Origin of the sequence: Gluconobacter sp. Dm-73 (genome assembly GCF_018256215.1) — a bacterium.
Taxonomy (GTDB): domain Bacteria; phylum Pseudomonadota; class Alphaproteobacteria; order Acetobacterales; family Acetobacteraceae; genus Gluconobacter; species Gluconobacter cadivus.
In genome coordinates, this window is the sequence record NZ_JAERLW010000002.1 from 72995 (window position 1) to 94388 (window position 21394).

At 59.0% G+C, this 21394-nt stretch carries 21 protein-coding genes and 3 tRNA genes; 14 read left to right on the forward strand and 10 right to left on the reverse strand.

Annotated elements, in window-relative coordinates; all coding sequences use genetic code 11:
- Window positions 1-92 precede the first annotated feature (92 nt).
- Genes JK176_RS02270 through JK176_RS02280 form a run of 3 tightly spaced genes read left to right on the forward strand, consistent with a single transcriptional unit; the run spans window position 93 to window position 4246 of the window.
- Complete coding sequence (locus JK176_RS02270) at window positions 93-1295, forward strand: pyridoxal phosphate-dependent aminotransferase (protein WP_211586393.1); 1203 nt, start codon at window positions 93-95, stop codon at window positions 1293-1295.
- Window positions 1292-2503 (forward strand): pyridoxal phosphate-dependent aminotransferase, encoded by a 1212-nt coding sequence (locus tag JK176_RS02275; protein ID WP_211586221.1) that lies wholly within the window; start codon window positions 1292-1294, stop codon window positions 2501-2503. Before JK176_RS02270 ends, JK176_RS02275 begins: the two co-directional genes overlap by 4 nt.
- Before the next feature lie 54 nt (window positions 2504-2557).
- A complete protein-coding gene (locus JK176_RS02280; protein WP_211586222.1) occupies window positions 2558-4246 on the forward strand; it encodes a M3 family oligoendopeptidase in 1689 nt (562 codons plus the stop codon).
- 41 nt (window positions 4247-4287) lie between these two features.
- On the opposite strand, the gene JK176_RS02285 is transcribed toward JK176_RS02280, so the two are convergent.
- Complete coding sequence (locus tag JK176_RS02285; protein ID WP_228125435.1) at window positions 4288-4806, reverse strand: thioredoxin family protein; 519 nt, start codon at window positions 4804-4806, stop codon at window positions 4288-4290.
- Between the two features lie 89 nt (window positions 4807-4895).
- Here JK176_RS02285 and JK176_RS02290 point away from each other — a divergent pair, with 89 nt between their 5' ends.
- Window positions 4896-5228, forward strand: coding sequence for a hypothetical protein (locus JK176_RS02290; RefSeq protein ID WP_211586224.1), 333 nt, complete (start codon window positions 4896-4898; stop codon window positions 5226-5228).
- On the opposite strand, the gene JK176_RS02295 is transcribed toward JK176_RS02290, so the two are convergent.
- Window positions 5209-5643 carry a DUF423 domain-containing protein gene (locus JK176_RS02295; protein ID WP_211586225.1) on the reverse strand — a complete coding sequence of 145 codons (435 nt, stop codon included), beginning with the start codon at window positions 5641-5643 and terminating at the stop codon, window positions 5209-5211. The two genes, JK176_RS02290 and JK176_RS02295, sit on opposite strands and share 20 nt — an antisense overlap.
- Window positions 5644-5758: 115 nt before the next feature.
- Between JK176_RS02295 and JK176_RS02300 the strand changes: the two genes are divergently transcribed.
- The 3 genes from JK176_RS02300 (at window position 5759) to JK176_RS02310 (ending at window position 7724) form a co-directional block, all read left to right on the forward strand.
- Entirely contained in the window at window positions 5759-6349 is a 591-nt protein-coding gene (locus JK176_RS02300) for a DUF4142 domain-containing protein (protein WP_211586226.1), read from the forward strand.
- A 26-nt stretch (window positions 6350-6375) separates the two neighbouring features.
- Window positions 6376-6948, forward strand: coding sequence for a cob(I)yrinic acid a,c-diamide adenosyltransferase (locus tag JK176_RS02305; RefSeq protein ID WP_211586227.1), 573 nt, complete (start codon window positions 6376-6378; stop codon window positions 6946-6948).
- Window positions 6949-7163: 215 nt separating this feature from the next.
- Window positions 7164-7724, forward strand: a complete 561-nt coding sequence (locus tag JK176_RS02310; protein ID WP_194262161.1) for a hypothetical protein — start codon at window positions 7164-7166, stop codon at window positions 7722-7724.
- A gap of 18 nt (window positions 7725-7742) precedes the next feature.
- On the opposite strand, the gene JK176_RS02315 is transcribed toward JK176_RS02310, so the two are convergent.
- Both JK176_RS02315 and JK176_RS02320 read right to left on the reverse strand, forming a co-directional pair.
- Window positions 7743-9626: an OPT family oligopeptide transporter gene (locus JK176_RS02315; protein WP_211586228.1), complete on the reverse strand. Its 1884-nt coding sequence runs from the start codon at window positions 9624-9626 to the stop codon at window positions 7743-7745.
- A 96-nt stretch (window positions 9627-9722) separates the two neighbouring features.
- The gene (locus JK176_RS02320; RefSeq protein ID WP_194267824.1) at window positions 9723-10316 is read right to left on the reverse strand and encodes a hypothetical protein; all 594 of its coding nucleotides are present in this window, start codon (window positions 10314-10316) and stop codon (window positions 9723-9725) included.
- Window positions 10317-10430: 114 nt separating this feature from the next.
- On the opposite strand from JK176_RS02320, the gene ispH reads away from it, so the two are divergent.
- The 4 genes from ispH to JK176_RS02340 all read left to right on the forward strand — a co-directional run bounded on the left by ispH (window position 10431) and on the right by JK176_RS02340 (window position 13027).
- The gene (ispH, locus tag JK176_RS02325; protein ID WP_211586229.1) at window positions 10431-11441 is read left to right on the forward strand and encodes a 4-hydroxy-3-methylbut-2-enyl diphosphate reductase; all 1011 of its coding nucleotides are present in this window, start codon (window positions 10431-10433) and stop codon (window positions 11439-11441) included.
- Between the two features lie 6 nt (window positions 11442-11447).
- Window positions 11448-12398, forward strand: a complete 951-nt coding sequence (locus JK176_RS02330; RefSeq protein ID WP_211586231.1) for a homoserine kinase — start codon at window positions 11448-11450, stop codon at window positions 12396-12398.
- Complete coding sequence (gene rnhA, locus JK176_RS02335) at window positions 12391-12843, forward strand: ribonuclease HI (RefSeq protein ID WP_099286527.1); 453 nt, start codon at window positions 12391-12393, stop codon at window positions 12841-12843. The genes JK176_RS02330 and rnhA overlap by 8 nt, the downstream gene beginning before the upstream one ends.
- Window positions 12844-12951: 108 nt before the next feature.
- A tRNA-Asn gene (locus JK176_RS02340) sits at window positions 12952-13027 on the forward strand.
- A gap of 71 nt (window positions 13028-13098) precedes the next feature.
- Here JK176_RS02340 and JK176_RS02345 read toward each other — a convergent pair.
- Complete coding sequence (locus JK176_RS02345; protein WP_194262156.1) at window positions 13099-14325, reverse strand: MFS transporter; 1227 nt, start codon at window positions 14323-14325, stop codon at window positions 13099-13101.
- A gap of 70 nt (window positions 14326-14395) precedes the next feature.
- Between JK176_RS02345 and gpt the strand changes: the two genes are divergently transcribed.
- The 3 genes from gpt (at window position 14396) to JK176_RS02360 (ending at window position 15122) form a co-directional block, all read left to right on the forward strand.
- Window positions 14396-14902, forward strand: coding sequence for a xanthine phosphoribosyltransferase (gene gpt, locus JK176_RS02350; protein WP_211586232.1), 507 nt, complete (start codon window positions 14396-14398; stop codon window positions 14900-14902).
- Window positions 14903-14951: 49 nt separating this feature from the next.
- Window positions 14952-15028 (forward strand) — tRNA-Pro (locus JK176_RS02355).
- Between the two features lie 17 nt (window positions 15029-15045).
- Window positions 15046-15122, forward strand: a tRNA-Arg gene (locus JK176_RS02360).
- 43 nt (window positions 15123-15165) lie between these two features.
- Here JK176_RS02360 and JK176_RS02365 read toward each other — a convergent pair.
- The 5 genes from JK176_RS02365 to recN all read right to left on the reverse strand — a co-directional run bounded on the left by JK176_RS02365 (window position 15166) and on the right by recN (window position 21386).
- A complete protein-coding gene (locus JK176_RS02365; RefSeq protein ID WP_211586234.1) occupies window positions 15166-15576 on the reverse strand; it encodes an Ivy family c-type lysozyme inhibitor in 411 nt (136 codons plus the stop codon).
- 11 nt (window positions 15577-15587) lie between these two features.
- The gene (locus JK176_RS02370) at window positions 15588-16160 is read right to left on the reverse strand and encodes a nicotinamidase (RefSeq protein ID WP_211586236.1); all 573 of its coding nucleotides are present in this window, start codon (window positions 16158-16160) and stop codon (window positions 15588-15590) included.
- Window positions 16161-16196: 36 nt separating this feature from the next.
- Complete coding sequence (locus tag JK176_RS02375) at window positions 16197-17546, reverse strand: hemolysin family protein (RefSeq protein WP_211586238.1); 1350 nt, start codon at window positions 17544-17546, stop codon at window positions 16197-16199.
- A 70-nt stretch (window positions 17547-17616) separates the two neighbouring features.
- Window positions 17617-19668 (reverse strand): NAD-dependent DNA ligase LigA, encoded by a 2052-nt coding sequence (ligA, locus tag JK176_RS02380; RefSeq protein WP_211586239.1) that lies wholly within the window; start codon window positions 19666-19668, stop codon window positions 17617-17619.
- Window positions 19665-21386 carry a DNA repair protein RecN gene (recN, locus tag JK176_RS02385; protein WP_211586240.1) on the reverse strand — a complete coding sequence of 574 codons (1722 nt, stop codon included), beginning with the start codon at window positions 21384-21386 and terminating at the stop codon, window positions 19665-19667. Before recN ends, ligA begins: the two co-directional genes overlap by 4 nt.
- Window positions 21387-21394 lie beyond the last annotated feature (8 nt).

Below are 21394 nucleotides of genomic sequence, written 5' to 3' on the forward strand. Positions count from 1 at the left end.
GCCTTTTTTGTTGGTCGCAGCCCGGCTGCCTGTGGTCAAAACTGTTGGAACATGCCTAGGATCGCGTCATCGAAATGATCCGGAACCCTGTCATGTCCTTTATTGCCGACCGTCTGAACCGCATTCTTCCCAGTCAGACGATTGCCGTGACCCAGAAAGCGCGTGCCCTCAAGGCAGAGGGCCGTGATATCATCAGCCTTTCTGCGGGTGAGCCGGATTTCGATACCCCCGACTTCATCAAGCGTGCGGCAATTCGGGCAATCGAGGCCGGCAAGACAAAATATACGGATGTTCCGGGCACGATCGAACTGCGCAAGGCTGTCGCGGCTCGTCTGAACGCCGACTTCGATCTAGACTACAAGGCCGAGGAAATCTGCGTTTCCACGGGTGGCAAGCAGGTTATCTATAATGTCATGGTCTCGACCCTGAACGCAGGCGATGAGGTCATCATCCCGGCTCCTGCATGGGTGTCTTATCCCGACATCGTAACGCTGGCCGATGGAACGCCTGTCATTATCCAGACGGCCCCCGAAAATGGCTTTCGCCTGACGGCAGAACAGCTTCGTGCGGCCATCACGCCTCGTACGAAATGGCTCTGCCTGAATTCGCCCTGCAATCCGACAGGGGCGGCGTATGACGAGGTAGCCCTGAAGGAATTGACGGATGTCCTGCTGGACTATCCGGATATCTGGATCCTGACGGACGATATGTACGCCAAGCTCCTGTATGATGGGGCTGTTGCCAAGACCGTTGTGCAGGTCGAGCCGCGTCTGCGGTCCCGGACCGTGACGATGAATGGTGTCTCCAAAGCCTATGCCATGACAGGCTGGCGGATCGGGTTTGCCGCAGCGCCGGTGGAGTTCACAAAACAGCTTATCAAGCTGCAGGGACAGAGCACGAGCAATCCCTGTTCCATCGCGCAGGCGGCAGCGCAGGAGGCCGTATCCGGCCCGCAGGATTTCATTTCGGAGATGGTGGCGGTCTATCAGGAGCGGCGCAATCTGGTGATCGGCATGCTCAATGATGCACCCGGTCTGACCTGCGCTCTCCCTGAAGGGGCGTTCTACGCCTTTCCGTCCATTGCTGGCGTTCTGGGCAAGACCAGCAAGGGCGGTCGCCTGATTGATAGTGACGAGGCTTTTGTAACGGCTCTTCTGGAAGAAACCGGCGTGGCGGCCGTGCATGGAACGGCGTTCCTGACCCCGGGATATTTCCGGATTTCCTATGCCACCAGCACGGATCTGCTGGTCGAAGCCTGCACACGGATTCAGAAGTTCTGTCAGGGTCTTTCATGAGTTTTACCATCGCATCACGCCTTGCGGACCTGCCGCGCCCTGCAACGATCGCTATGGCTGCCCGCGCCCGTGAACTGAGGGCGCAGGGCGCGGATGTCATTTCGCTCGCTCTGGGACAGCCAGACTTTCCATCTCCTCCAGAGGCGATTAAAGCCGCTTATGTAGCCGCAAAATCCGGGGATACGGGCTATCCACCAATTCCCGGGCAGAAGCCACTGATCGATGCCATTATCCGCAAGTTCAGGCGTGATAACGATCTGGACGTTGCGCCTAATCGGATCATGGTTGCGAATGGCGGCAAGCAGATCATTTTCAATGCACTGATGGCCTCACTGGAAATTGGCGACGAGGTCATCATTCCTGCGCCGTACTGGGTGAGCTATCCGCTGATCACCCGGATGCTGGGCGGGGTTCCGGTTGAGATCCGCTGCCGGGAAGAGGACGGCTTTCGCCCGGACCCGGAAGCTATCCGCGAGGCGATTACGCCGCGTACGAAATGGTTGATTCTGAATTTTCCGAACAACCCGACCGGTGCCATTCTGGAACGGCAGGACCTTGAAGCCATAGCGGACGTGCTGCGTAAAGCGCCGCATGTTCTCGTGATGAGCGACGAGATCTATGAACATCTGACGTTCGACGGCCGCAAACACCTCTCCTTGCTGAATGTCGCGCCTGATCTTGCGGATCGGATTCTGATCGTGAACGGGATGGCGAAAGCTTACGCCATGACGGGATGGCGCGTTGGGTTTGCCTGTGGTCCTACCCCGCTGATTCAAGCCATGGTGGCAGTGCAGGGCAATTCCACGTCGGGCGTTTGCACGCTTGCACAGGCCGGATCGGTGGCCGCGCTTGATGGGGACGCTGACGGAATTGCACACATGCTGGCGACGTATGAGCGACGTCGGGCTCTGGTTGTAGGTGCCTTGCAGAACGTGCCCGGACTGACCTGCGTGATGCCGGAAGGGGCGTTTTATGCCTATCCGGGGATTGAAGCGCTGATCGGCAGAACATCCGGGCAGGGGCGTCTTTTGGAGACGGATGTGGCGTTCGCGGAAGCCCTTCTTGAAGAGGCGCATGTCGCGACGGTTCCGGGTTCGGCGTTCGGATATAGCCCGTATCTTCGCCTGTCTTTTGCGGCGTCTGATGAGCAGCTTGCAGAAGCCTGCCGCCGTATTGCACAGTTTGTGGGCGAGATCCGGCAAGTCTGACGGCAACAAAGACAGGGCATGGACGCAGAAGCAGGGGAGTGTCAGACTTGCATCATGACGAAGACACTCCCTCCCTTTTCCGAACTGTCTTTCCCCCGGCCTGACGAGCAGTCGCTCAAAGCGCGCTACGATGCCATCGCGTTTCTGCTGGATGCCGGGGACCGGGTGGAAGCCCTGAAGGCTTTTGATGCTGTCCGACGCGAGTATGAGGCGTGGGCATCGCACGTTCATCTGCAATTTTCGCGCAATACACAGGATGAGACCGCCAAGGCAGATCGGGATTATGCGGATCGGTTGTCTCCGGTCGCAACTGATCATGAGGTGACGGTCAAGAAGCGCCTTCTGGCCAATCCTGATCGCGCGGGCCTGGAAGCCATTGTAACGCCACATGTGGTGCGGCTCTGGGAAGCTGATACGACCACATTCGATCCGCGTATCAGTACGGATCTGGAAGAGGAAGCCCGTCTTTCAGGGGAATACACGGCGCTTCTGGCGGCTGCGAAAATCTCTTTCGATGGCAAAGTCCTGAATCTGTCGGGGTTGGTGCCTTATCTTCAGGGCATGGATCGGGATGTCCGTCATGCGGCTGAGAAGGCGCGCTGGGATTTTTTCGAGCAGAACGGCGCTGAACTGGATGCCCTTTACGGCAAACTGGTCGCTCTGCGGGACCGGATGGCGAAAACCCTTGGTTTCGATAACTATATCGAACTCGGGTATCGCCGGATGCGCCGGACAGATTATGGTCCTGAGCAGGTTGCAGCCTTTCGGGAGAAGGTTCTGGCTTATGTCACACCCCTGATCAGCGCGCTCATGGAGCGTCGTCGTCTGAAAATGGGCTGGGACAAGGTGATGGCGTGGGATGAGGCTCTGATTGACCTTCAGGGTAATCCCGAGCCCGCTGGCGATCATGACCTGCTGGTGGCGCACGCTGAAACCATGTTCCGCGACCTCGATCCTTCAGGGGAAATGGCGGATTTTTACGTCCAGATGCGCGATCTTGGGTATCTCGATCTGAAAAATCGAGAGGGCAAGGCGGGAGGCGGCTTCTGTACGTCTTTTCCGACGGTCGGGACGCCTTATATTTTCGCTAACTTCAATGGCACCCATAACGATATCGGCGTTTTCACCCATGAAATGGGTCATGCGTTCCAGAACTGGAAAAGCCGTGATCTGCCGTGGATCGATCAACTCTGGCCGACCATGGAAGCGGCGGAAATCCACTCCATGGGCCTTGAGTTCCTGAGCTGGCCGCAGATTGGAGACCTGGTCGAGGATGGCGCGGCAGAACGATATCGGCGCATGCATCTGATTGATGCGCTGTCGTTCTTTCCCTATGGCGTCTGTGTGGATCACTTCCAGCATGAGATTTATGCCCATCCTGACATGACGCCAGAAGAACGGCATCAGACTTGGGAGCGGCTTGAGAAACTCTACATGCCCTGGCGGGACTGGGGCGATCTGGCCTATCCGGCCAAGGGTGGCCGCTGGCAGGCCCAGCTCCATATTTACCGGCTGCCGTTTTATTATATCGACTATGCATTAGCACAGTGCTGTGCGCTGCAACTCTGGCTGGGGTCGCGTCTGGACCGGGAAGGGACGCTGGAAATCTACCGCAGGCTCTGCGCCGAAGGTGGGTCGAAACCGTTCGCGCAACTTGTGTCCGAAGCGGGGCTGACCTCTCCGTTTGAAGCGGATGTACTCGCTGAAGTCGTCCATGAAGCCGAGCAGGTGCTCGCGCTCTGAAAATTCTGTAAGGCTCCGGAAAAAACCGGAGCCTCAAGGACTTATCCGCGTTTGTTCCAATCGGAAATGAGGTCAAGAACAGCCTGCGGTGACATGCTGCGGGCATTGCCAAGCGCCTTGGAGCCGTCGCCGTTCAGGGCATGGCCTTCCGGTGTTACGATAATGACGGTCGGGACGGCCTTGATGGTCACGCCATAGCGTTCCGCCAGATCGAGATTGGTGTTGATGCGCCCGACATTGATCGGCACCACCACGAACTGGCTGTCCAGCCAACGTGCCGCATCAGGTAGTGCGAAAATACCGCTGAGCATTTTGCAGTCCGGGCACCAGTTGCCGCCAAAATCGAGCAGAACCTTACGATGCGTTTTCTTCGCGAGCGCGAAGGCCTGTTCCACCTGTTCGTGCGCTACAGCCGTGTCAGGATAGGGTTCGGCGACGGGAGGAGCGGATGTTTCGGTCAGTTTGGGGGCAGGGACTGCTGGCGTTGTGGACGCGGCATGTGCCGGAAGGGTTGCAGTCAGCGCCAGACCAAGGCCGGCGGCAAGAAGGGAACGGTTCATGAAAAAGGCTTTCATTGATGTTGTCCTCTGCATGCCATAACGCAGAATGACAGGAACAGATGATTAAAGCCCAATTTTCAGGAAAGGTCATGCGTTTGAAAAAAGCAGCACCCCGCCCGCAAGTCGCGTCTCCGCGTGAAGTCAGTGTTACGGAAACCCTGATCCGGACAGCAATCCTAGTGGCGTTAACGCTGGCCTTTGCATCGGTCTTCCGTTTCTGGCAACCGGCCATCAAGGCCGCGCAGCATATCGCTGGAACGTCTGTCTGGCAGGAACTCTACAGCCTGTTTCATATCGACTCAGGGGTCGGGCGCGAGCAACTGATTCTGACCGGAATCATGGTGGCCTGTTTTCTGCTGGCACTTGCCGTCCAGTCCATCGGATTTCTGATCTTTCGGAGACTCAGAAAAAACCGGGCCTGACTTTCAGGGCCGAAACGGCTGCCAGACACCAAGCAATTATGAGCATCGTCCCGCCATAAGGTGCGATCCGGCCAATCGAGACTGGCCCCAGCTTCAGGTCAAACAGCGCAAGCAGGGTGACGGGCACGCAGAACAGAACCATGCCGACTGCCATGCACAGACACGCCATGCGGATCAGCCGCGGCGACAGGCGAGCTGCGTTCAGAGAAAGTAGACACAGCCCGAGAGCATGCCACATCTGGATTTCCACTGCGGAATGCAGCATGGCCCTGCCGCCCGGAACGGCAAACAGCCGGTCCGGCAGATGGGCGGACAGGGCGCCAAGCATGACGCCGAACGCTGCGGACAGGGCAGCGAAAACGAAACTGCCTCGAAGCAGAACTGGTGTACCGGGCTGGATGGGGTTTGCGGACATGCCGTGAATGTATCATGTGTTGTCTGAACAGCGAATGAGAGACTGTCATGAGTGCATTGTCAGTCTGTCGCGGCCTGTCTTTTCGAGGCAGGCGCGTTTGAAAAAGGAAGCTTCGATGACTGTTTCGTATCTCCGCCTGTGTCTGTCCGCGGGCCTTCTGGTCGGTCTTGCGGCCTGTAACGCTCCCGATGCGCCGCCTGCGCCGGCGTTGCCGAGCGTCGCTTCGACTTACAAGCTGACGACGGCAGATGCGGCGTTCCTCCAGCAGGTGGATGAGATGGATCAGACCCAGATCGCCATTGCGACACTGGCCGCGACCCATAGCAACAGTGACGTGGTCAAAGCCTTCGGTTCGACCGTTCAGGGTGATTACACGACCAATCAGAAAGCCGTCGCCAAGATCGCCTCAGACGCCAATCTGACGGTTGCCGCCAAGATTGATGCGGCCGATCAGGAGCATGTCGAGTCGTTTTCCCATCTTTACGGTGCTGCATTCGACCGGATGTTCCTGCGCGATATCGTCAGTATCCGGACACCGGATCTGAGCAAGGCCATCGCGACGGCTCAGGCTTCGGGCGGCTCGCCGGACATCAAGACCCTCGCTACGGACACGGACAAAATGCTGACGGATCACACGTCCCGCGCCCGTGATCTGATGGGCGATCGCAGCATCGGTCATCACGCAAAGCATAAAAGAAGCCACTGAGACCAGCGCGGAGGATTAGACAGGTCATGACGATCCGCATCGATAAGATCGTAACACGGGGTGGAGACGGCGGGCAGACGTCTCTTGGAGATGGCACACGCGTCCCCAAGTCTTCAGACCGGATCGAAGCGATGGGGACTGTTGATGAGCTGAATGCCCAGTTGGGAATTTTGTGCTGTACCATGGCGCAGGATTCCCGGATGGCTGTGCTTGAAGACGAGATCCGTCAGATCCAGTCCTGTCTGTTCGATCTTGGTGCGGACCTTTGTCTGCCTGACCCAGAACGTACCCCCAGCCTGCCTTCGGAAGCCATTATATGGCTGGAAAGCAGGCTGGAGGCTCTGCGCCGACACCAGAAGGAACTCAGAAGCTTCGTGCTGCCAGGGGGCTGTTCCGTCGCGGCTCAGGCACATCTTGTCAGAACCGTTGCGCGCCGGGCAGAACGGCGTGTTGCGCTTCTTGAACAGAGGCCGGTAGAGGGACTTCGTTTTTTGAACAGATTGTCTGATTACTTCTTTGTTCTTGCGCGTCACGCGAACAATCATGGTGAAACCGATATTCTCTGGTCGCCGGGTCGTTGGCATGAAAAGAAAATATAAATAAACGCTTATTGCCCCGATGGACAGAATGGGCGTGAAGTGCTAGGAAAACCTCGTCAGAACGCTGGGGTTTCTCTAGGCGAGTCGACTTTTCATATCCTTGTCAGGACATGTTTCGGCTGAGCGGGTTTAAATCCGGTCAGCTTTTCTGCCTTTCGGCAGACCTGTTTTGCAGGGGAAAATCCATAAATATCATATTGGTTGAAGAATACAGAATGCAGGACGAGCATCAGGCTAACGAAGAAGACAAACTGCGACAGGCTTTGGCCCGTCTGGGTGCCGGGGCGTCCTCACGCACTCCAAACAAGTCAAGGCCCGTTCCCCCGACTGCCGAGCGCAGGCGTCGTTTCGTCCGCGACGGGCAGGTTGTGGTCGAACATCAGGGCGGTCGTGGAATTGCAGCGCGTAATGTCGGGCAAGACGATCAGGAAGAACTTGAGCGTCTTCGTCAGTCGGTCAAGCGTGAACAGCGTCGCTGGGAAGAGGCCGAGCGGAGCCTCGGGGAAATTCGCAGCCAGCTCAAGGCGTTCGAGACGCGCGAAGCCCATGCGAAAATCCAGATCAGTGAACTGAACCGCGAGTTACGCGAAAATCAGGACACGATCCAGACATTGAAGGCATCTCTTCATCAGGCGCGTGAGCAGGCTGCCGAAGCAGCACGCCGTACACCGCGCCCTGTTGGACGTCCTCGCAAGGAGCCTGCTCCGCAGGTGGTGGATGTGGCGGAAGCCGAGATTGCCGAACAGGAACCTGTGCAGTGGTGGGTGAAGGCCTGAACTCAGGCCTTCATTTATTTACTCTGAATGTCTGACCCGGCGTCCGAACCAGAGCAGAACACCACAGAAAACAGCCCATCCTAATCCGGCATTCAACAGGGCTGGAACGGGAAGCGCCAGAGTATCGGAGCTTCCCGTAGCGCCTGTCATCGCCGCAAGTGCTACGCCGATCAGGCTTTCCCCGACAATGAAACCTGAGGCGATCATCGTTCCCTGTTCCCGTGGGAAACGGCGTAGAAGCCACGCAAGCCCCGCACCAATCCCGATGGTTACCGAGACCTCTGCTGGGAGATAGATGCCCATTCCTACGGCTAAGGGCGGGAGAGCAAGGTTGCGGCGGTTCAGCACGATATCCACTACGACCAGACAGATGCCAATAACTGCTCCGATTTCCAGCATCACCCAGTCCAGTTGATGTGTCAGGATTCCGGTGGCGATAGCAGCCATCAGGGCGGGCTGGGGTGCGGCGAGTGCGCGCGTCGGGTCCATGTCGGCGCGCGGCATCGCGCCGACGAAACCATAGGCGTGATACAACACCTGAAGCACCCAAGGTATGACAATCGCGCCAACGGCACAGCCGATAAGCAGGGCAACTTCCTGCCTCCAAGGCGCCGCACCGACGAGCTGGCCTGTCTTGAGATCCTGCAGATTATCGTTGGAAACGGCGGCTGAGGCAGTGATGGCGGAGAGGACGAACAAGCCGAACGCGATGGCGATCGGGCGCTGGTCCACCGTCAGGATACCGCCGCTCTCCAGCCCCCAGAGGGCAACCGAAATAACAATGATGGCGATAATACCAACACCGGATATTGGTGACGAAGACGATCCGATGATACCAGCCATATAGCCGCACGCGCTGGCGACCAGAAAACCCAGCCCGAAACAGGCGATCAATCCCAGAACGACCAGTGTTCCCAAAGCGCCACCATGCGGCATGACAGGCCACAGGAAATAGCCGAACAGCGCAGCGAGCAGTATTGCAAGACCTGCGCAAAGACCAATCAGTGTAGGAGGAGAAAGATCGCGGTCGCTGTCATCGCCGGTTGCCAGATGGGTGACGGAAAGCGCTTCTTTCAACCCTTGTGCGACCGGACGGGCAAGAGCGAGCAGCGTCCAGACCGCTGCCACCGCAATGGTGCCAGCACCGATGAAACGCACCTTGTTTAGCCAAAGTCCCGAGGCTTCGGCCAGTGGCGTGGCTGAGGGGGCGAGGTGGCCCAGAACCGGCACCATGACGCCCCAGGCTAGAAACACGCCGAGGAGCATCGCAATACCGCCGCCGATGCCGACCAGATAGCCGGTGCCCAGCAGGGCCAGCGAAAAACTTCCGTTCAGACGAAATGCCGATGACCCGACGACGGTAGCAGCAGAAAATCCGTCCGACAGAAGGCGCAGCCCAGATGTGGCAAACGCCACAGCACCCGAGACAAGAGTGCCGAGCGTGAGGGATTTGAGGCTCCGGGCATCACCTTCCGGCGAGGAGGCGCGCAGGATTTCCGCACAGGCTGTGCCTTCTGGGTAGGGCAGATCGGAGTTGCTCACGAGGGCCCGGCGCAGCGGGATGGTGAAGACAACGCCCGTCATACCGCCCGCCATCGTCAGCAGCAGAGTGATGACATACGGAAATTCATGCCAGTATCCGACCATGATGAGGGCCGGGAGGGCCGCAAACACGCAGGACAGGGTACCGGCAGCAGAAGCCTGCGTCTGGACCATGTTGTTTTCCAGCATGGTCCCGCCGCCCATGAGGCGCAGGACGGCCATCGAAATGATGGTGGCTGGAATGGACGAGCCGAAAGTCAGACCGATTTTTAGGCCTAGATAGACGTTTGCTGCCGTAAAGACGACCGTGATGAGGGCTCCGAGAATAATCCCCCGGAGGGTCAGTTCGCGATTGTCCATGTATTTCTGTTCCGAAATGATGGCAGGCACAGAGCAGCTCGCTGTGACTGCATGTCGGGGCTGATGCTTCAGCCCCGCCGATTTTCATTGGTATTTTTACTGGGTGTGGCTGTGGAAAGCGACCGGGGAGAGGTGTTCGCGGTTATAGCCCAGTTCGCCGTGTGTCAGCTGATACCCGATTTCGAGCGTATAAGGATTTTCCTGCGCCATGTTGTCGGTGGCTGGCAGGTCGATCAGGCGCAGGTCCGTGCGGACGGACTGTGTGCTGACATTCGGCGGGAAGCGGAACGTGTCCGTGAAGACTTTCTTGTCCACGATCTTGCCGTCCCGCATGATGACAATGAAATACGGCACATCGATCGTATTGCTGGTCGCCGCCGGGCCACGGGTCAGGTTCATGGCAAGGCTCAGGCGTGTGCGGACCGTCTGATGGCCATGTGGCCCTTCCGGACCGCGCTCGCAGTCTCCGGACAGAGATGTGATCTGCGCGTGGCTGACGAGGCTTCCGATATCCGCGCTCTTGCCGTCATAGACGAACTGGTCCGCTGCAGATCCTGGGATATCGAGCGCCGGACAGGCGGGGGCGAAGAAACTCTGGTTGGATTCGTCGCAGCCGGCCAGACTCGAAAGGGCCAGGAGGGCGAAAGCCGGAGCAAACAGGGGCGAGGCGAAGCGCCGGATGGCTGGCATCAGCTGAAGAAACTCCTACAAAGAGGCTCGGCAAAGAAGCCCGGACGTTGCGACGAGAGGCAATCCGGTCGATACTGGTCCTACATATCGAACTCCGCCCGCTTGGGGAACACCATGTCAGAACAGACGACTTTCGCTCCTGCCCGCACCAATGGTGTGGGCGCTCCTCCAACCCTTCGCGTCCTGCTTGCCGGTCCGCGTGGATTCTGTGCCGGTGTGGACCGCGCCATCCGTGTCGTGGAAGAAGCGCTGCGTCGTTATGGCGCTCCGGTCTACGTCCGTCACGAGATTGTCCATAACCGGACGGTCGTTGAGGGGCTTGAGGCCAAGGGGGCCATTTTCGTCGAGGAGCTGGACGAGGTGCCCGAGGACGGACATGTTGTTTTCTCTGCGCATGGCGTTCCAAAATCCGTTCCCGCCGAAGCCCAGCGCCGGAACCTGCTGTATCTGGATGCGACCTGCCCGCTGGTGTCGAAGGTCCATCGTGAGGCCGAGCGTCACTTTGCGGGCGGTGGTCCGGACCAGCTCCATATCCTCATGATCGGCCATGCGGGCCATCCGGAAGTTGTTGGCACGATGGGGCAGCTCCCGCCGGGCGCCGTCACGCTCATCAATGATGCGGAAGAAGCCCGCACGATCCAGCCGGAAGACCCCGCGAAACTGGCCTTCATCACGCAGACCACCTTGTCGGTCGACGATACGGCCGAGATCGTGGACATCCTGCGCTCACGCTTTCCGCTCATCGAGGGGCCGAAGCGCGAAGACATCTGCTACGCGACGACCAACCGTCAGGAAGCCGTGAAGGCGATTGCGCCTGAGAGCGATCTGGTGATTGTGATCGGTTCTCCGAACTCGTCCAACTCGCAGCGCCTGCGCGAAGTGGCTGAACGGTCGGGTGCGCGGCGCGCGCTTCTGGTGCCGAAGCTCGAAAATCTGGACTGGAGCGTCCTTGAAGGCGTGGAAACGCTGGGCATCAGTGCCGGTGCATCCGCTCCCGAGAGCCTTGTGCAGGAAATGGTGACAGCTCTGGCCGAGAAATATTCGCTCAAGATCGAAGAGCGGATCGTCAAGGAAGAGAACATCAACTTCCGTCTGCCCGGTCCGCTGGCTGGCGAGGAAGACTGATTTCTCATGGCCGTCTATACGGAACTGGCGGCCGAGACGCTTGAAGCGTTTCTTGGCACTTACGCGATCGGCACTCTGGTCTCATTTCATGGCATCGCCGAGGGTGTCGAAAACAGCAATTTCCTCCTCCGTACGACGGAGGGGGATTTTATTCTTACGCTGTTCGAGCGTCGGGTAAATGCCAGTGAGCTTCCATGGTTTCTGGGGCTTATGCAGCATCTTGCGGGCAGGGGCCTGAACTGCCCGCTTCCCGTATCCGACCGGAATGGCACCGCGCTGCGGACACTGGCAGACCGTCCGGCTGCCATCACGACATTCCTTCCCGGTGTGTCCGCCACACAGCTCGATGGGGGGCTGTGTCTGGAACTCGGCAAGGCGCTGGCCCGGCTGCATATTGCTGGTGAGGGATATAGCGCTGTTCGTCCGAATGCGCTGTCTCCGGCGGCGTGGGGGCCGCTGCTTGACAGCTGCGGAGAGAGTGGAGACGTACTGTCGCCCGGCCTGACAGCTGAAGTGCGGGCTGCGCTGCAGCTGATCGAAAGCGCATGGCCTCTGCCGGATGAACTGCCGCGTGGGCAGATCCATGCGGATCTGTTTCCGGATAATGTTTTCTTCCAGAACGGGCAGGTGTCGGGGCTGATCGACTTCTATTTCGCCTGTACGGATTTTCTGGCTTACGATCTGGCGATCTGCCTGAATGCCTGGTGTTTCCGGGACGAAAAGACATTCGCGCCGTCATTCGCTGCGGCCATTCTTCAGGGTTATGAAAGTGTTCGCCCGCTGACTGAGGCGGAGAAATCGGCGCTTCCCCTGCTGTGTCAGGGGGCTTCGATCCGCTTTCTGCTGACGCGTCTGTATGACTGGATCAACACTCCGGCCAATGCACTCGTGACTCGCAAAGACCCGCTGGCCTATCTGGTGCGCCTGCGGCATTTCGCAGGTGTTTCCCATGTCTGAGGCCTCTGCGGAGCGGCCTCAGGTGGAAATCTGGACGGATGGCGGGTGCAAACCCAATCCCGGCCCGGGGGGCTGGGGTGCGCTTCTGGTCTGCCGCGGTCAGGAAAAAGAGCTTCTGGGCGGGCATCCGGAAACGACCAACAACCGTATGGAAATGACGGCTGCCGCCGAGGCGCTGGAGGCTCTGAAACGCCCCTGCATCGTGACGCTGCATACGGACAGCGAATATCTGCGGAATGGCATCACCCGCTGGCATACGGGCTGGGTGCGCCGGAAATGGCGGAATGCGGCTGGGGACCCTGTCGCCAATATGGATCTGTGGCAGCGTATTCTGGAAGCTGCGAAGCCGCACGAGATTGAATGGCTCTGGGTCAAAGGGCATTCGGGCGATGAAAACAACGAACGCGTGGATCAGCTTGCAACGCGGGGACGTGAAGAGCTCTGAAAATAGCGGTTTTTCTCAGGTCTTTGAAGAAAAACGAAAAAATCTCCAAAAAAGTTCATTTAGGGGCTTTACCGACCCCGGTCATTTGGCTACATACCACCTCGCCGGTCCCGAATAGCTCAGTTGGTAGAGCAAGCGACTGTTAATCGCTGGGTCGTAGGTTCGAGTCCTACTTCGGGAGCCAGCCTTTCTTTTGAAAAGCTGCTTCGACCGCAATAAAAAGCTCCCTTTCGGGAGCTTTTTGCGTTTCTGGCCTTACTGTTCTTCGGGAAAGACGTCTTCCAGACGATCCAGCGCCCAGAGTCGCGGGAAAAGCCGCGCCCATGCGGCGGCCACCAGAATGGTGCCAACGCCGCCCGCGATCACGGCTGCCTCTGGTCCGATCGCCGTTCCGAGCATCCCGCTCTCAAATTCGCCAAGCTGGTTGCTGGACCCGATGAACAGCGTATTGACGGCTGAGACACGTCCACGCATCGAATCCGGTGTTGCAAGCTGGATCAACGAGGAACGGATGACGACGCTGATGACGTCAGCAGCTCCAAGGATCATCAATGCGACAATCGAGACCCAGACCGTGTGGGACGCGCCAAAGACAATCGTCGCTATGCCGAACACGACGACCGACACGAACATGACGAGACCTGCACGCCCCTTGAGGGGGTAACGGGACAGGCCCCAGGACATCAGGAGTGCGCCAATCGCCGGAGCCGCGCGAAGCAGTCCCAACCCGACCGGACCGACATGCAGGATGCCGTCGGCATAAACCGGGAGCATGGCTGTAGCGCCGCCCAAAAGAACGGCGAATAGATCGAGCGTAATCGCCCCCAGCAGGTCACGGCGGCGGTTAAGAAAGGAGAGACCGGCAAAGACCGAGGCGAATGTGATGGGTTCTTTTGGAGGAACGGTGTGCACCAGTTTCAGGGAAAATGTTCCCGAGAAAGCCACGGCAAACCCGATGGTTGAAAGGCCATAACAGACGACTGGCCCAATGCCGTAAAGCAGGCCGCCAAGGCTCGGGCCGACGATGGAGGCTGTCATGAAGAGCGAGGAGAGTAGGGCCTGTGCGCGGGGCAGAAGGGATGGAGGTGCGATGGCGGGGAGAAATGCCTGCTGGCAGGGCATCTCGAAGCTGCGCAGAACGCCATAGAAGGCTGCGAACGCATAGATGCCGCCCGTCGTCAGCCCGTGAAGTGCGGCGGCAACGGCAAGGGCGGCCGTAGAAAGAATTTCGCAGATCTGACAGACAAGGACGATGGTGCGCCGGTTGAAGCGGTCCGCAACGTGTCCTGCGACGAATGTCAGCGGGATCATGGGCAGGAACTGTGCCAGCCCCAGATAGCCCAGAGAGGCTACGTCATGCGTCAGCGCATAGATCTGCCATCCGATGGCGATCGTCATGGTGGTCGCGGAAAGCTGTGAGAAAATTCTTCCGACGATAAGAGCCGGAAGGCCGGGGAGGGTGCGCAGGGCCGGATCGATCATTGCGGCACTTTAGGCACTTCCGTCTCTCAAGTTTATTGCAAAATTGCGAGACGGAAGGCAGAGGAAGATCATGACAGCCAATCAGCCCCCCCAAACCGTTCATTATGCGACCGTCACCTGGGACCAACTCCATCGTGATGCGCGTCTTCTGGCCTCAACCCTCATGCAGAAACATGGGCCTTTCCGCGGGATCGTCGCCATTACCCGTGGTGGCCTGATCCCCGCCGCCATTCTTGGCCGCGAGATGGGCTGCCGCCTGATCGAAAGCGTTTCGGTCATCAGCTATGCGGGCGAAGAAGGCACGCAGCATGAGCCGAAAGTCGTCAAGCCGCCTGTTGCTGCGGGAGATGGCGATGGCTTCTTGATCGTGGACGACCTCGTGGATTCGGGTGTGACCGCCCGTATCGTGCGCGAACTGCTGCCCAAGGCAGTCTTCGCGTGCCTCTATGCTAAGCCTGAGGGCAAACCCTTCACGGATCATTATGTGACGGAAGTTGCGCAGGACACCTGGGTGCTCTTTCCGTGGGACACAGCGCCGCTTTTCGTGCCGCCGCTCGTAAGAAGCGAAGGCGAGTAAAAAAACCCTCTTGCCTCGACCGGCCAGACATCCTAGGTTCCGGCCGGTTCGGGGCGTGGCGCAGCCTGGTAGCGCGCTTGTTTTGGGTACAAGAGGCCCCCGGTTCGAGTCCGGGCGCCCCGACCAGTTAACGGCCAATTGATGCGCCCTTAGCTCAGATGGATAGAGCAACAGCCTTCTAAGCTGTGGGTCGATGGTTCGAATCCATCAGGGCGCACCAGCCATTTCAGAGACATCGGCTGGCGCTCCATTTTCCTTTAAATTCAGTCTGCTGGATTATTGTCCTGATAGGCTTTGAGAAGCACTTTCTGCATCTCGGCATCGGGTGCGCCCAGAAAAGTCTGTTTCAAAGGCCCCTCCCGTTTGATGCTCAGCAGGCCCCATGCGGCTGAATGGTCTTTCGCAAAAATAACCTCAAGTTGCTCTGCTGCACAGTCATGCTGGCGGCACATATGCCCCAGAAGATAAGCCTTGCCCCCGATGCTGAAATCGCTAACCGGCACGGAGGTCGCATGCGCCGTCATCACCCATGATGGCAGTGTCACCATAGCCTGATAGGCCTGTCGAAACCCTTGCGTGTTCGCCAGATCTGCCGTTATTGGAGGTGTCGCTGCCGAGGCAGTCTGGAATGCCGCACATGCAAGTATTGCAGGAAGCAGTCGGGTTATATGCATGATTGTGCCCTTCAGAAGGTATTCAGGTTTTTCAACCGAACGCCTTGTTCTTCAAGTTTTTCCAAGGTGGCCGTTGGATCAGTCGAAATCCCTCGACAGGCTTCCGGCACTATGTCGGTTTGATAGCCGCAACTTACGGCATCCAGCGCTGTCGCTATGACGCAGTAATCCAGAGCCAGCCCACAGACGACTACATGGTCTATGCCAAGACCTTTCAATAACCCGTCGAGCCCTGTTGAAGTTGCACGATCATTGTCGAGAAACCCGGAATAGCTGTCCCGCTCCTTCAGAACGCCTTTGCGGATAATGTGCGTTATTGGCTCGGGCGTGAGTGCTTCAGGAAAATCAGCTCCATGGGTGCCTGCAACGCAGTGAACCGGCCAAGGACCGCCCTGAGAGCTGAAGGAGCAGTGATAGGAAGGGTGCCAGTCCTGCGTTGCGATCACTGCCCTGAAGGGGTGTCTGGCAAGCGTATTGACGGCCTCAAGAATGCTGTCGCCGTCCGGTACGGCTAGGGTACCGCCGGGCAGGAAATCATTCTGGATATCGACAAGGATAAGAGCGGAGCAACTGAGATCGATCATGTCACGATCTAAGCAGTCTGCGTCCAGCAGAGGAAGTCAGTTCAAACGTGTCACCAGTAACTGGTTGATTCTGAAGCCTTCCACGTCAACCACTTCAAACCGGAATCCGGACGATTGCACACTGTCCGCCTTGCGGGCCATGCGACGCAGGCGGTTCATGACAAAGCCGCCGACCGTGTCGAAGTTCTGGGCATCGTCGAACATGGGAATGTCCAGTTCGCGGATGACGTCGCCGATAGGGGCTGCGCCGTCGATCAGCCAGGATTTATCGTCACGGCGGACGATGGCCTGTTCTTCAAACGGACTGACCAGACCGTCCATCAGGGCGCCCATAATGTCCTTGTAGGTGATGAGGCCGACCACGAGACCATATTCGTTGACGATCAGGGCAAAGCCTGCCGAGTGCGCCTCGAATTGTGCGAGGGTTTCCCACAAATTCAGGGTGTCGGGGAGCGAGAGGACATCGCGGCGCATGCGGAAGATCTGACTGGCGATGGTGGTCAGACCCGTGCTTTTGGGCTGGGGTTCGTCAACAACGGCAACCAGAACGTCTTCTGCGCGAATGGAGCCGATGACCTTGTCGAGACCGCCGTCGCAGAGCGGGTAGCGCGAGTAGGGCCGAACTCGCACTTTGTCGCGTTGGCTTTCAGGGCTTTCCTGTACGTCCAGAAAAACGATCTCGTCGCGCGGGGTCATGGCGGACGTGACGGCGCGGTCCTGAAGGCCGAGCACGTTCTGGATCATCTGGTGCTCTTCTTCCAAAAGCACGCCGGAAGCTGTTCCGGCCGCGAGAATGGCGCGCAGGTCTTCAGGCGTGACGGGCTCGACGGTTGCGGCGGCCGGGATCTTGAGAAGTTTGAGCAGCCAGTCGGAGATTTTCGAGAAAACCAGAACCGCCGGGTAGAGAATTTTTAGGGCGATGGCAGGAAACCAGCCGACCTTGAGCGCGATCCGGTCGGGCGCGTTCATGGCAATCCGCTTGGGCAGAAGATCCGCAAACAGGACGAAAAGGCCGGTGATCAGCATAAAGGAACAGGCTGAACCCAGCTTGCTGGCAAGTGCTGGGCGTGTGCCCATCGCACGAAAGCCTGCCGCGATCGGGTCGCTCAGCATGGATTCGCTGATGATGCCGCCCAGAACGCCGACCGCGTTCAGGCAGATCTGAAGGACCGTGATGACCTGACCGCTGTTGCGTCGCAGTTTGAGAAACGCGACAGCACGGGGGTCTCCTGCTTCGGCTCTGGAGCGAAGGCGCACATCGCGTGCCGCAGCAAAAGAGATCTCCGATAGCGAGATCAGGATGGAGACGCCAATCAGCGCGACCGTGGCGGCTAAGCCCAGCAGGAGGAAAACGATCTGTTGCTGGGATGAAGGAAGGACTGACATGCGGGAGGCGTTATACCCTGAAAAAGTGAAATATTACCAACTTTCTCACGGTTTTGGTTTTGCAGTTCTGTTACAGCCCTGCCAAGTTGCGCCAGCCGTCCTCATCCGTGGTTTCGATCCCGAGTTCGGCGGCTTTCTTGGCTTTCGAGCCTGCTTTTTCACCGAGGACGACCAGAGACGTTTTTTTCGAAACGCTATCCGTCACCTGCGCGCCCAGCCGTTCGGCGATGGCTTTGGCTTCCGGACGGGACATGGTTGTCATGGTCCCTGTGAACACGATGACTTTTCCGGAAAGATGGCCTTCCTGAGGGGCGTCTTCGGGAGTGATCTCCGTTAGTTCCGTTGCCAGATCATCAAGAGTTTCGACGTTATGGCTTTCGGCGAAAAAGGCGGACAGTTCGTCGGCGATCGCATCGCCTACGCCCATAATCGCGCCGAGGGCGGCCCGCTCTTCTGAATCCGGGCGGGCGGCCAGCATGGCGTCGCGCCAGTTTTCGAAAGTCTGGTAGTGTCGTGCCAGAAGCTGGGCATTGCGTTCGCCAATGCGACGGATGCCAAGGCCGAAAACAAGACGTGCCAGCGGGATCGTCCGTCGTTCGTCAATTGCACGGAACAGGTTGTCGACCGACAGTCGCCCCCAGCCGTCGCGCTGGAGCAGGGCGTCTTCATGCGCTCGCAGGCGGAAAATGTCGCCCGGTGTGCGGATATATCCAGCGTCGTGGAATTCGCGGATGCTGCGTTCGCCAAGGCCATCGATGTCGAAGGCATTGCGCGAGACCATGTGGATCAGCCGTTCCACGACTTGGGCTTCACAGGTCAGACCACCCGTGCAGCGACGGACGACTTCCCCATGAACACGCTCGGCGAGAGATCCGCAGACCGGGCAGTGATCGGGATAGACGAACGGTTCCGAGCGCGGTTCCTCGCTTGGCACCGGGCCAAGGATTTGCGGGATGACGTCTCCAGCGCGCTGAAGGCGGACCAGATCGCCGATGCGCACGTCCTTGCGGGCAATTTCGTCTTCGTTATGCAGCGTGGCGCGGGAGACGATGACACCGCCGACATTCACCGGCTCCAGATGCGCGACTGGCGTCAGGGCACCTGTGCGGCCCACCTGAATTTCAATTTCCAGTAGGCGGGTGATGGCCTGCTCAGCCGGAAATTTCCAGGCTACGGCCCAGCGCGGCGCCCGACCGACGAAACCCAGCCGCTCCTGCAAGCTAATATCGTCCAGTTTGAAGACGATACCGTCGATATCGTAGTCCAGCCCTGACCGCTCGCGGGCCAGCTTGTCGACATAGGCGGGAATGTCGCTGGCATGGCTGATCATTTCAGAGAGTGGATTGACCCTGAAGCCCCAGCTCCGCAGTTTTTCGAGATAGTCCCAGTGCGTCGTGGCAACGGGCGAGGATGTATAGCCCTGAGCGTAAGCAAAGAGAGAAAGCGGTCGGCTGCGGGTGATTTCGGCGTCCAGCTGTCGCAGAGAACCCGCGGCTGCGTTGCGGGGGTTGGCGAAGGGACGTGCGCCGCGTGCGACCTGCTGTTCGTTTAGGGTGAGGAAGCTACTTTTGGAGAGGAAGACTTCGCCACGGATTTCGAGATGTTCGGGAACAGGGCCGGTGAGTTCGTGAGGAATATCGTTCAGGGTCAGAAGGTTGGCGGTAACATCCTCACCTTCGATACCGTCTCCGCGTGTGGTGCCACGGACGAAACGACCGTGTTCGTAGGTCAGGCTGATGGAAAGGCCGTCGATCTTGGGTTCAGCAACGAACTGGAGGGCCTGAAGGCGTTGTTCGTCCAGCCCGAGAAAGCGCCCGACCTTCGAGACAAAGCCGTCAAAGCCTTCCGGGTCGAAGACGTTGTCGAGGGACAGCATTGGAACGAGGTGACGGTATTTCCCGAAAGCGGAATCAGGCGCCGATCCGACCCGCTGGCTGAAGCCATTTTCAGATCGAAGGTCCGGGTGTGCCTCTTCCAGAGCCAGAAGTTCGCGCCGGGCAGTATCATAGACGGCATCAGACACTTCCGGCTCGTCGCGCCCATGATAGGCCTCGTCCCACCGTGCGAGGTCCGCTTCGAGTTCAGCGTGACGCTCGGCGGCGGAGACTGGGGCAGTGGTCATGAAATCTGATGTCCAAGAAGGCTGTCGGCGGCCCCGCGGGCCGCGTCGGTAATGATGTCACCCGCAAGCATCCGGGCGATTTCTTCACGCCGGGCGTCATGAGGCAGAGGTTCGGCCAGTGTTTCGGTCCGGTCGTTACGGACACGTTTGGCGATTCGCAGATGGTGGTCGCCACGCGCCGCAACCTGTGGGCTATGGGTGACGACCAGAACCTGCACGTCCTGCGCGACCTTGTGAAGCCGGTCGCCGATTGAGGATGCCGTGGCACCGCCTACGCCAGAATCGACTTCATCGAATACCAGTGTGCCGATATCGGAGCGTTCTGCCAGCACCACTTTCAATGCCAGCATCAGGCGTGATAGCTCGCCACCGGATGCCACCTTGGCGAGCGGGCCGGGAGACTGTCCGGGGTTGGCAGCGATCAGGAACGAAGCCTGTTCCATGCCCTGACTGTTCCAGTGATCGGGTTCCAAAGGCAGAAGCGAGACGATGAAGCGCGCGCGTTCCAGTTTGACGGGGCGCAACTCCATGCTGACGGCTTTTTCAAGCTTTTCGGCTGCTTTCTGGCGAGCAGCAGAGAGGGTGCGGGCAGCGTCTTCATAGGCCAGACGGGCTTCGGTCAGGGCTGTCTGAAGGCGGGCCAGTTCGGCGTTACCGGAATCCAGTGCGCTCAGTCGTGTTTTCAGAGCGGCGAGAAAGCCGGGCAGTTCGGCCACGGAAATATTGTGTTTGCGAGCTTCTGCCCGAAGCGCAAATAGCCGCTCTTCCGTTTCTTCCAGCAGGCGCGGATCCCCTTCCGTGTCTGCGGCAAGGCGGCTCAGCAGCATCTCGGCTTCAGCAAGGGCTTCTTCAGCTTTTCCGAGGGCGTCGAGCGCGTCCTGTGCCTGTGTCTGGTGGCTGTCTGAGAGGGTTTCCGTTTCTGTCGGGGCTGGCAGCAGTCTTGCGAGCGCGCGGCTGGCTGCACGGAGGGCGGCAGCAGGCGCGGATGAGCGGCGGTCACGGGGGGTGAGTTCTGACAGGGCGGCAGCAACGGCTTCGCCTCGGCGTTCATCACGCTGGAGGCTGACGCGCGTGGCCGCGAGCGCATCTTCCTCGCCTTCCTGTGGGGCCAGACGCTCCAAGTCGTCCACTGTCTGACGCAGCCATTCTTCCTCGCGTGCTGCGGCTTCCATGTCGGTGCGCGCGGCTTTGAGGGCATTGCGTGCTGCGGCCCATTGCCGGAAGGTGCTGGCTGTTTTTTCCCGCAGCGGCGGGGCAATTCCGAATGCGTCCAGCAGATCGAGATGGGTGCTATGATCGGCAAGCCCCATCTGTTCGTGCTGGCCCTGAATCTCCACAAGATGGGCGCCCACGCGACGTAACAGGCCGACGCCGACCGGCTGGTCGCAGACATAAGCTCGGGAACGGGCATCCGGCGTTACGATCCGTCGCAGGACGATCGGGTCCGACGGGTCTTCGCGGACAATGCCGTGTTCGTCGAGCAGGGCAAGAACGGGGTGACGGGTGTCGACTTCAAAAATAGCCGAAACGCTGGCCTGCGTGGCGCCTGAGCGTACGAGGCCACCGCTGGCGCGTTCTCCGAGGGCCAGCCCCAGACTGTCGAGCAGGATGGATTTTCCTGCCCCGGTCTCGCCAGTCAGAACGGTCAGACCGGGGGCGAGACCAAGATCGAGTTTTTCGATCAGAACGACGTCGCGGATCGAGAGATGGGTCAGCATGACAGCAA

What these genes read in the sequence shown, in the direction of transcription:
- JK176_RS02345 (WP_194262156.1), bottom strand. Translation starts at nt 14,325, where the DNA reads ATGATCGATCCGGCCCTGCGCACCCTCCCCGGCCTTCCGGCTCTTATC.
- rnhA (WP_099286527.1), top strand. Translation starts at nt 12,391, where the DNA reads ATGTCTGAGGCCTCTGCGGAGCGGCCTCAGGTGGAAATCTGGACGGAT.
- JK176_RS02300 (WP_211586226.1), top strand. Translation starts at nt 5,759, where the DNA reads ATGACTGTTTCGTATCTCCGCCTGTGTCTGTCCGCGGGCCTTCTGGTC.
- ligA (WP_211586239.1), bottom strand. Translation starts at nt 19,668, where the DNA reads ATGACCACTGCCCCAGTCTCCGCCGCCGAGCGTCACGCTGAACTCGAA.
- JK176_RS02375 (WP_211586238.1), bottom strand. Translation starts at nt 17,546, where the DNA reads ATGTCAGTCCTTCCTTCATCCCAGCAACAGATCGTTTTCCTCCTGCTG.
- JK176_RS02365 (WP_211586234.1), bottom strand. Translation starts at nt 15,576, where the DNA reads ATGCATATAACCCGACTGCTTCCTGCAATACTTGCATGTGCGGCATTC.
- gpt (WP_211586232.1), top strand. Translation starts at nt 14,396, where the DNA reads ATGACAGCCAATCAGCCCCCCCAAACCGTTCATTATGCGACCGTCACC.
- JK176_RS02330 (WP_211586231.1), top strand. Translation starts at nt 11,448, where the DNA reads ATGGCCGTCTATACGGAACTGGCGGCCGAGACGCTTGAAGCGTTTCTT.
- recN (WP_211586240.1), bottom strand. Translation starts at nt 21,386, where the DNA reads ATGCTGACCCATCTCTCGATCCGCGACGTCGTTCTGATCGAAAAACTC.
- JK176_RS02290 (WP_211586224.1), top strand. Translation starts at nt 4,896, where the DNA reads ATGCGTTTGAAAAAAGCAGCACCCCGCCCGCAAGTCGCGTCTCCGCGT.
- JK176_RS02315 (WP_211586228.1), bottom strand. Translation starts at nt 9,626, where the DNA reads ATGGACAATCGCGAACTGACCCTCCGGGGGATTATTCTCGGAGCCCTC.
- JK176_RS02295 (WP_211586225.1), bottom strand. Translation starts at nt 5,643, where the DNA reads ATGTCCGCAAACCCCATCCAGCCCGGTACACCAGTTCTGCTTCGAGGC.
- JK176_RS02370 (WP_211586236.1), bottom strand. Translation starts at nt 16,160, where the DNA reads ATGATCGATCTCAGTTGCTCCGCTCTTATCCTTGTCGATATCCAGAAT.
- JK176_RS02280 (WP_211586222.1), top strand. Translation starts at nt 2,558, where the DNA reads ATGACGAAGACACTCCCTCCCTTTTCCGAACTGTCTTTCCCCCGGCCT.
- JK176_RS02285 (WP_228125435.1), bottom strand. Translation starts at nt 4,806, where the DNA reads ATGAACCGTTCCCTTCTTGCCGCCGGCCTTGGTCTGGCGCTGACTGCA.
- ispH (WP_211586229.1), top strand. Translation starts at nt 10,431, where the DNA reads ATGTCAGAACAGACGACTTTCGCTCCTGCCCGCACCAATGGTGTGGGC.
- JK176_RS02305 (WP_211586227.1), top strand. Translation starts at nt 6,376, where the DNA reads ATGACGATCCGCATCGATAAGATCGTAACACGGGGTGGAGACGGCGGG.
- JK176_RS02320 (WP_194267824.1), bottom strand. Translation starts at nt 10,316, where the DNA reads ATGCCAGCCATCCGGCGCTTCGCCTCGCCCCTGTTTGCTCCGGCTTTC.
- JK176_RS02310 (WP_194262161.1), top strand. Translation starts at nt 7,164, where the DNA reads ATGCAGGACGAGCATCAGGCTAACGAAGAAGACAAACTGCGACAGGCT.
- JK176_RS02270 (WP_211586393.1), top strand. Translation starts at nt 93, where the DNA reads ATGTCCTTTATTGCCGACCGTCTGAACCGCATTCTTCCCAGTCAGACG.
- JK176_RS02275 (WP_211586221.1), top strand. Translation starts at nt 1,292, where the DNA reads ATGAGTTTTACCATCGCATCACGCCTTGCGGACCTGCCGCGCCCTGCA.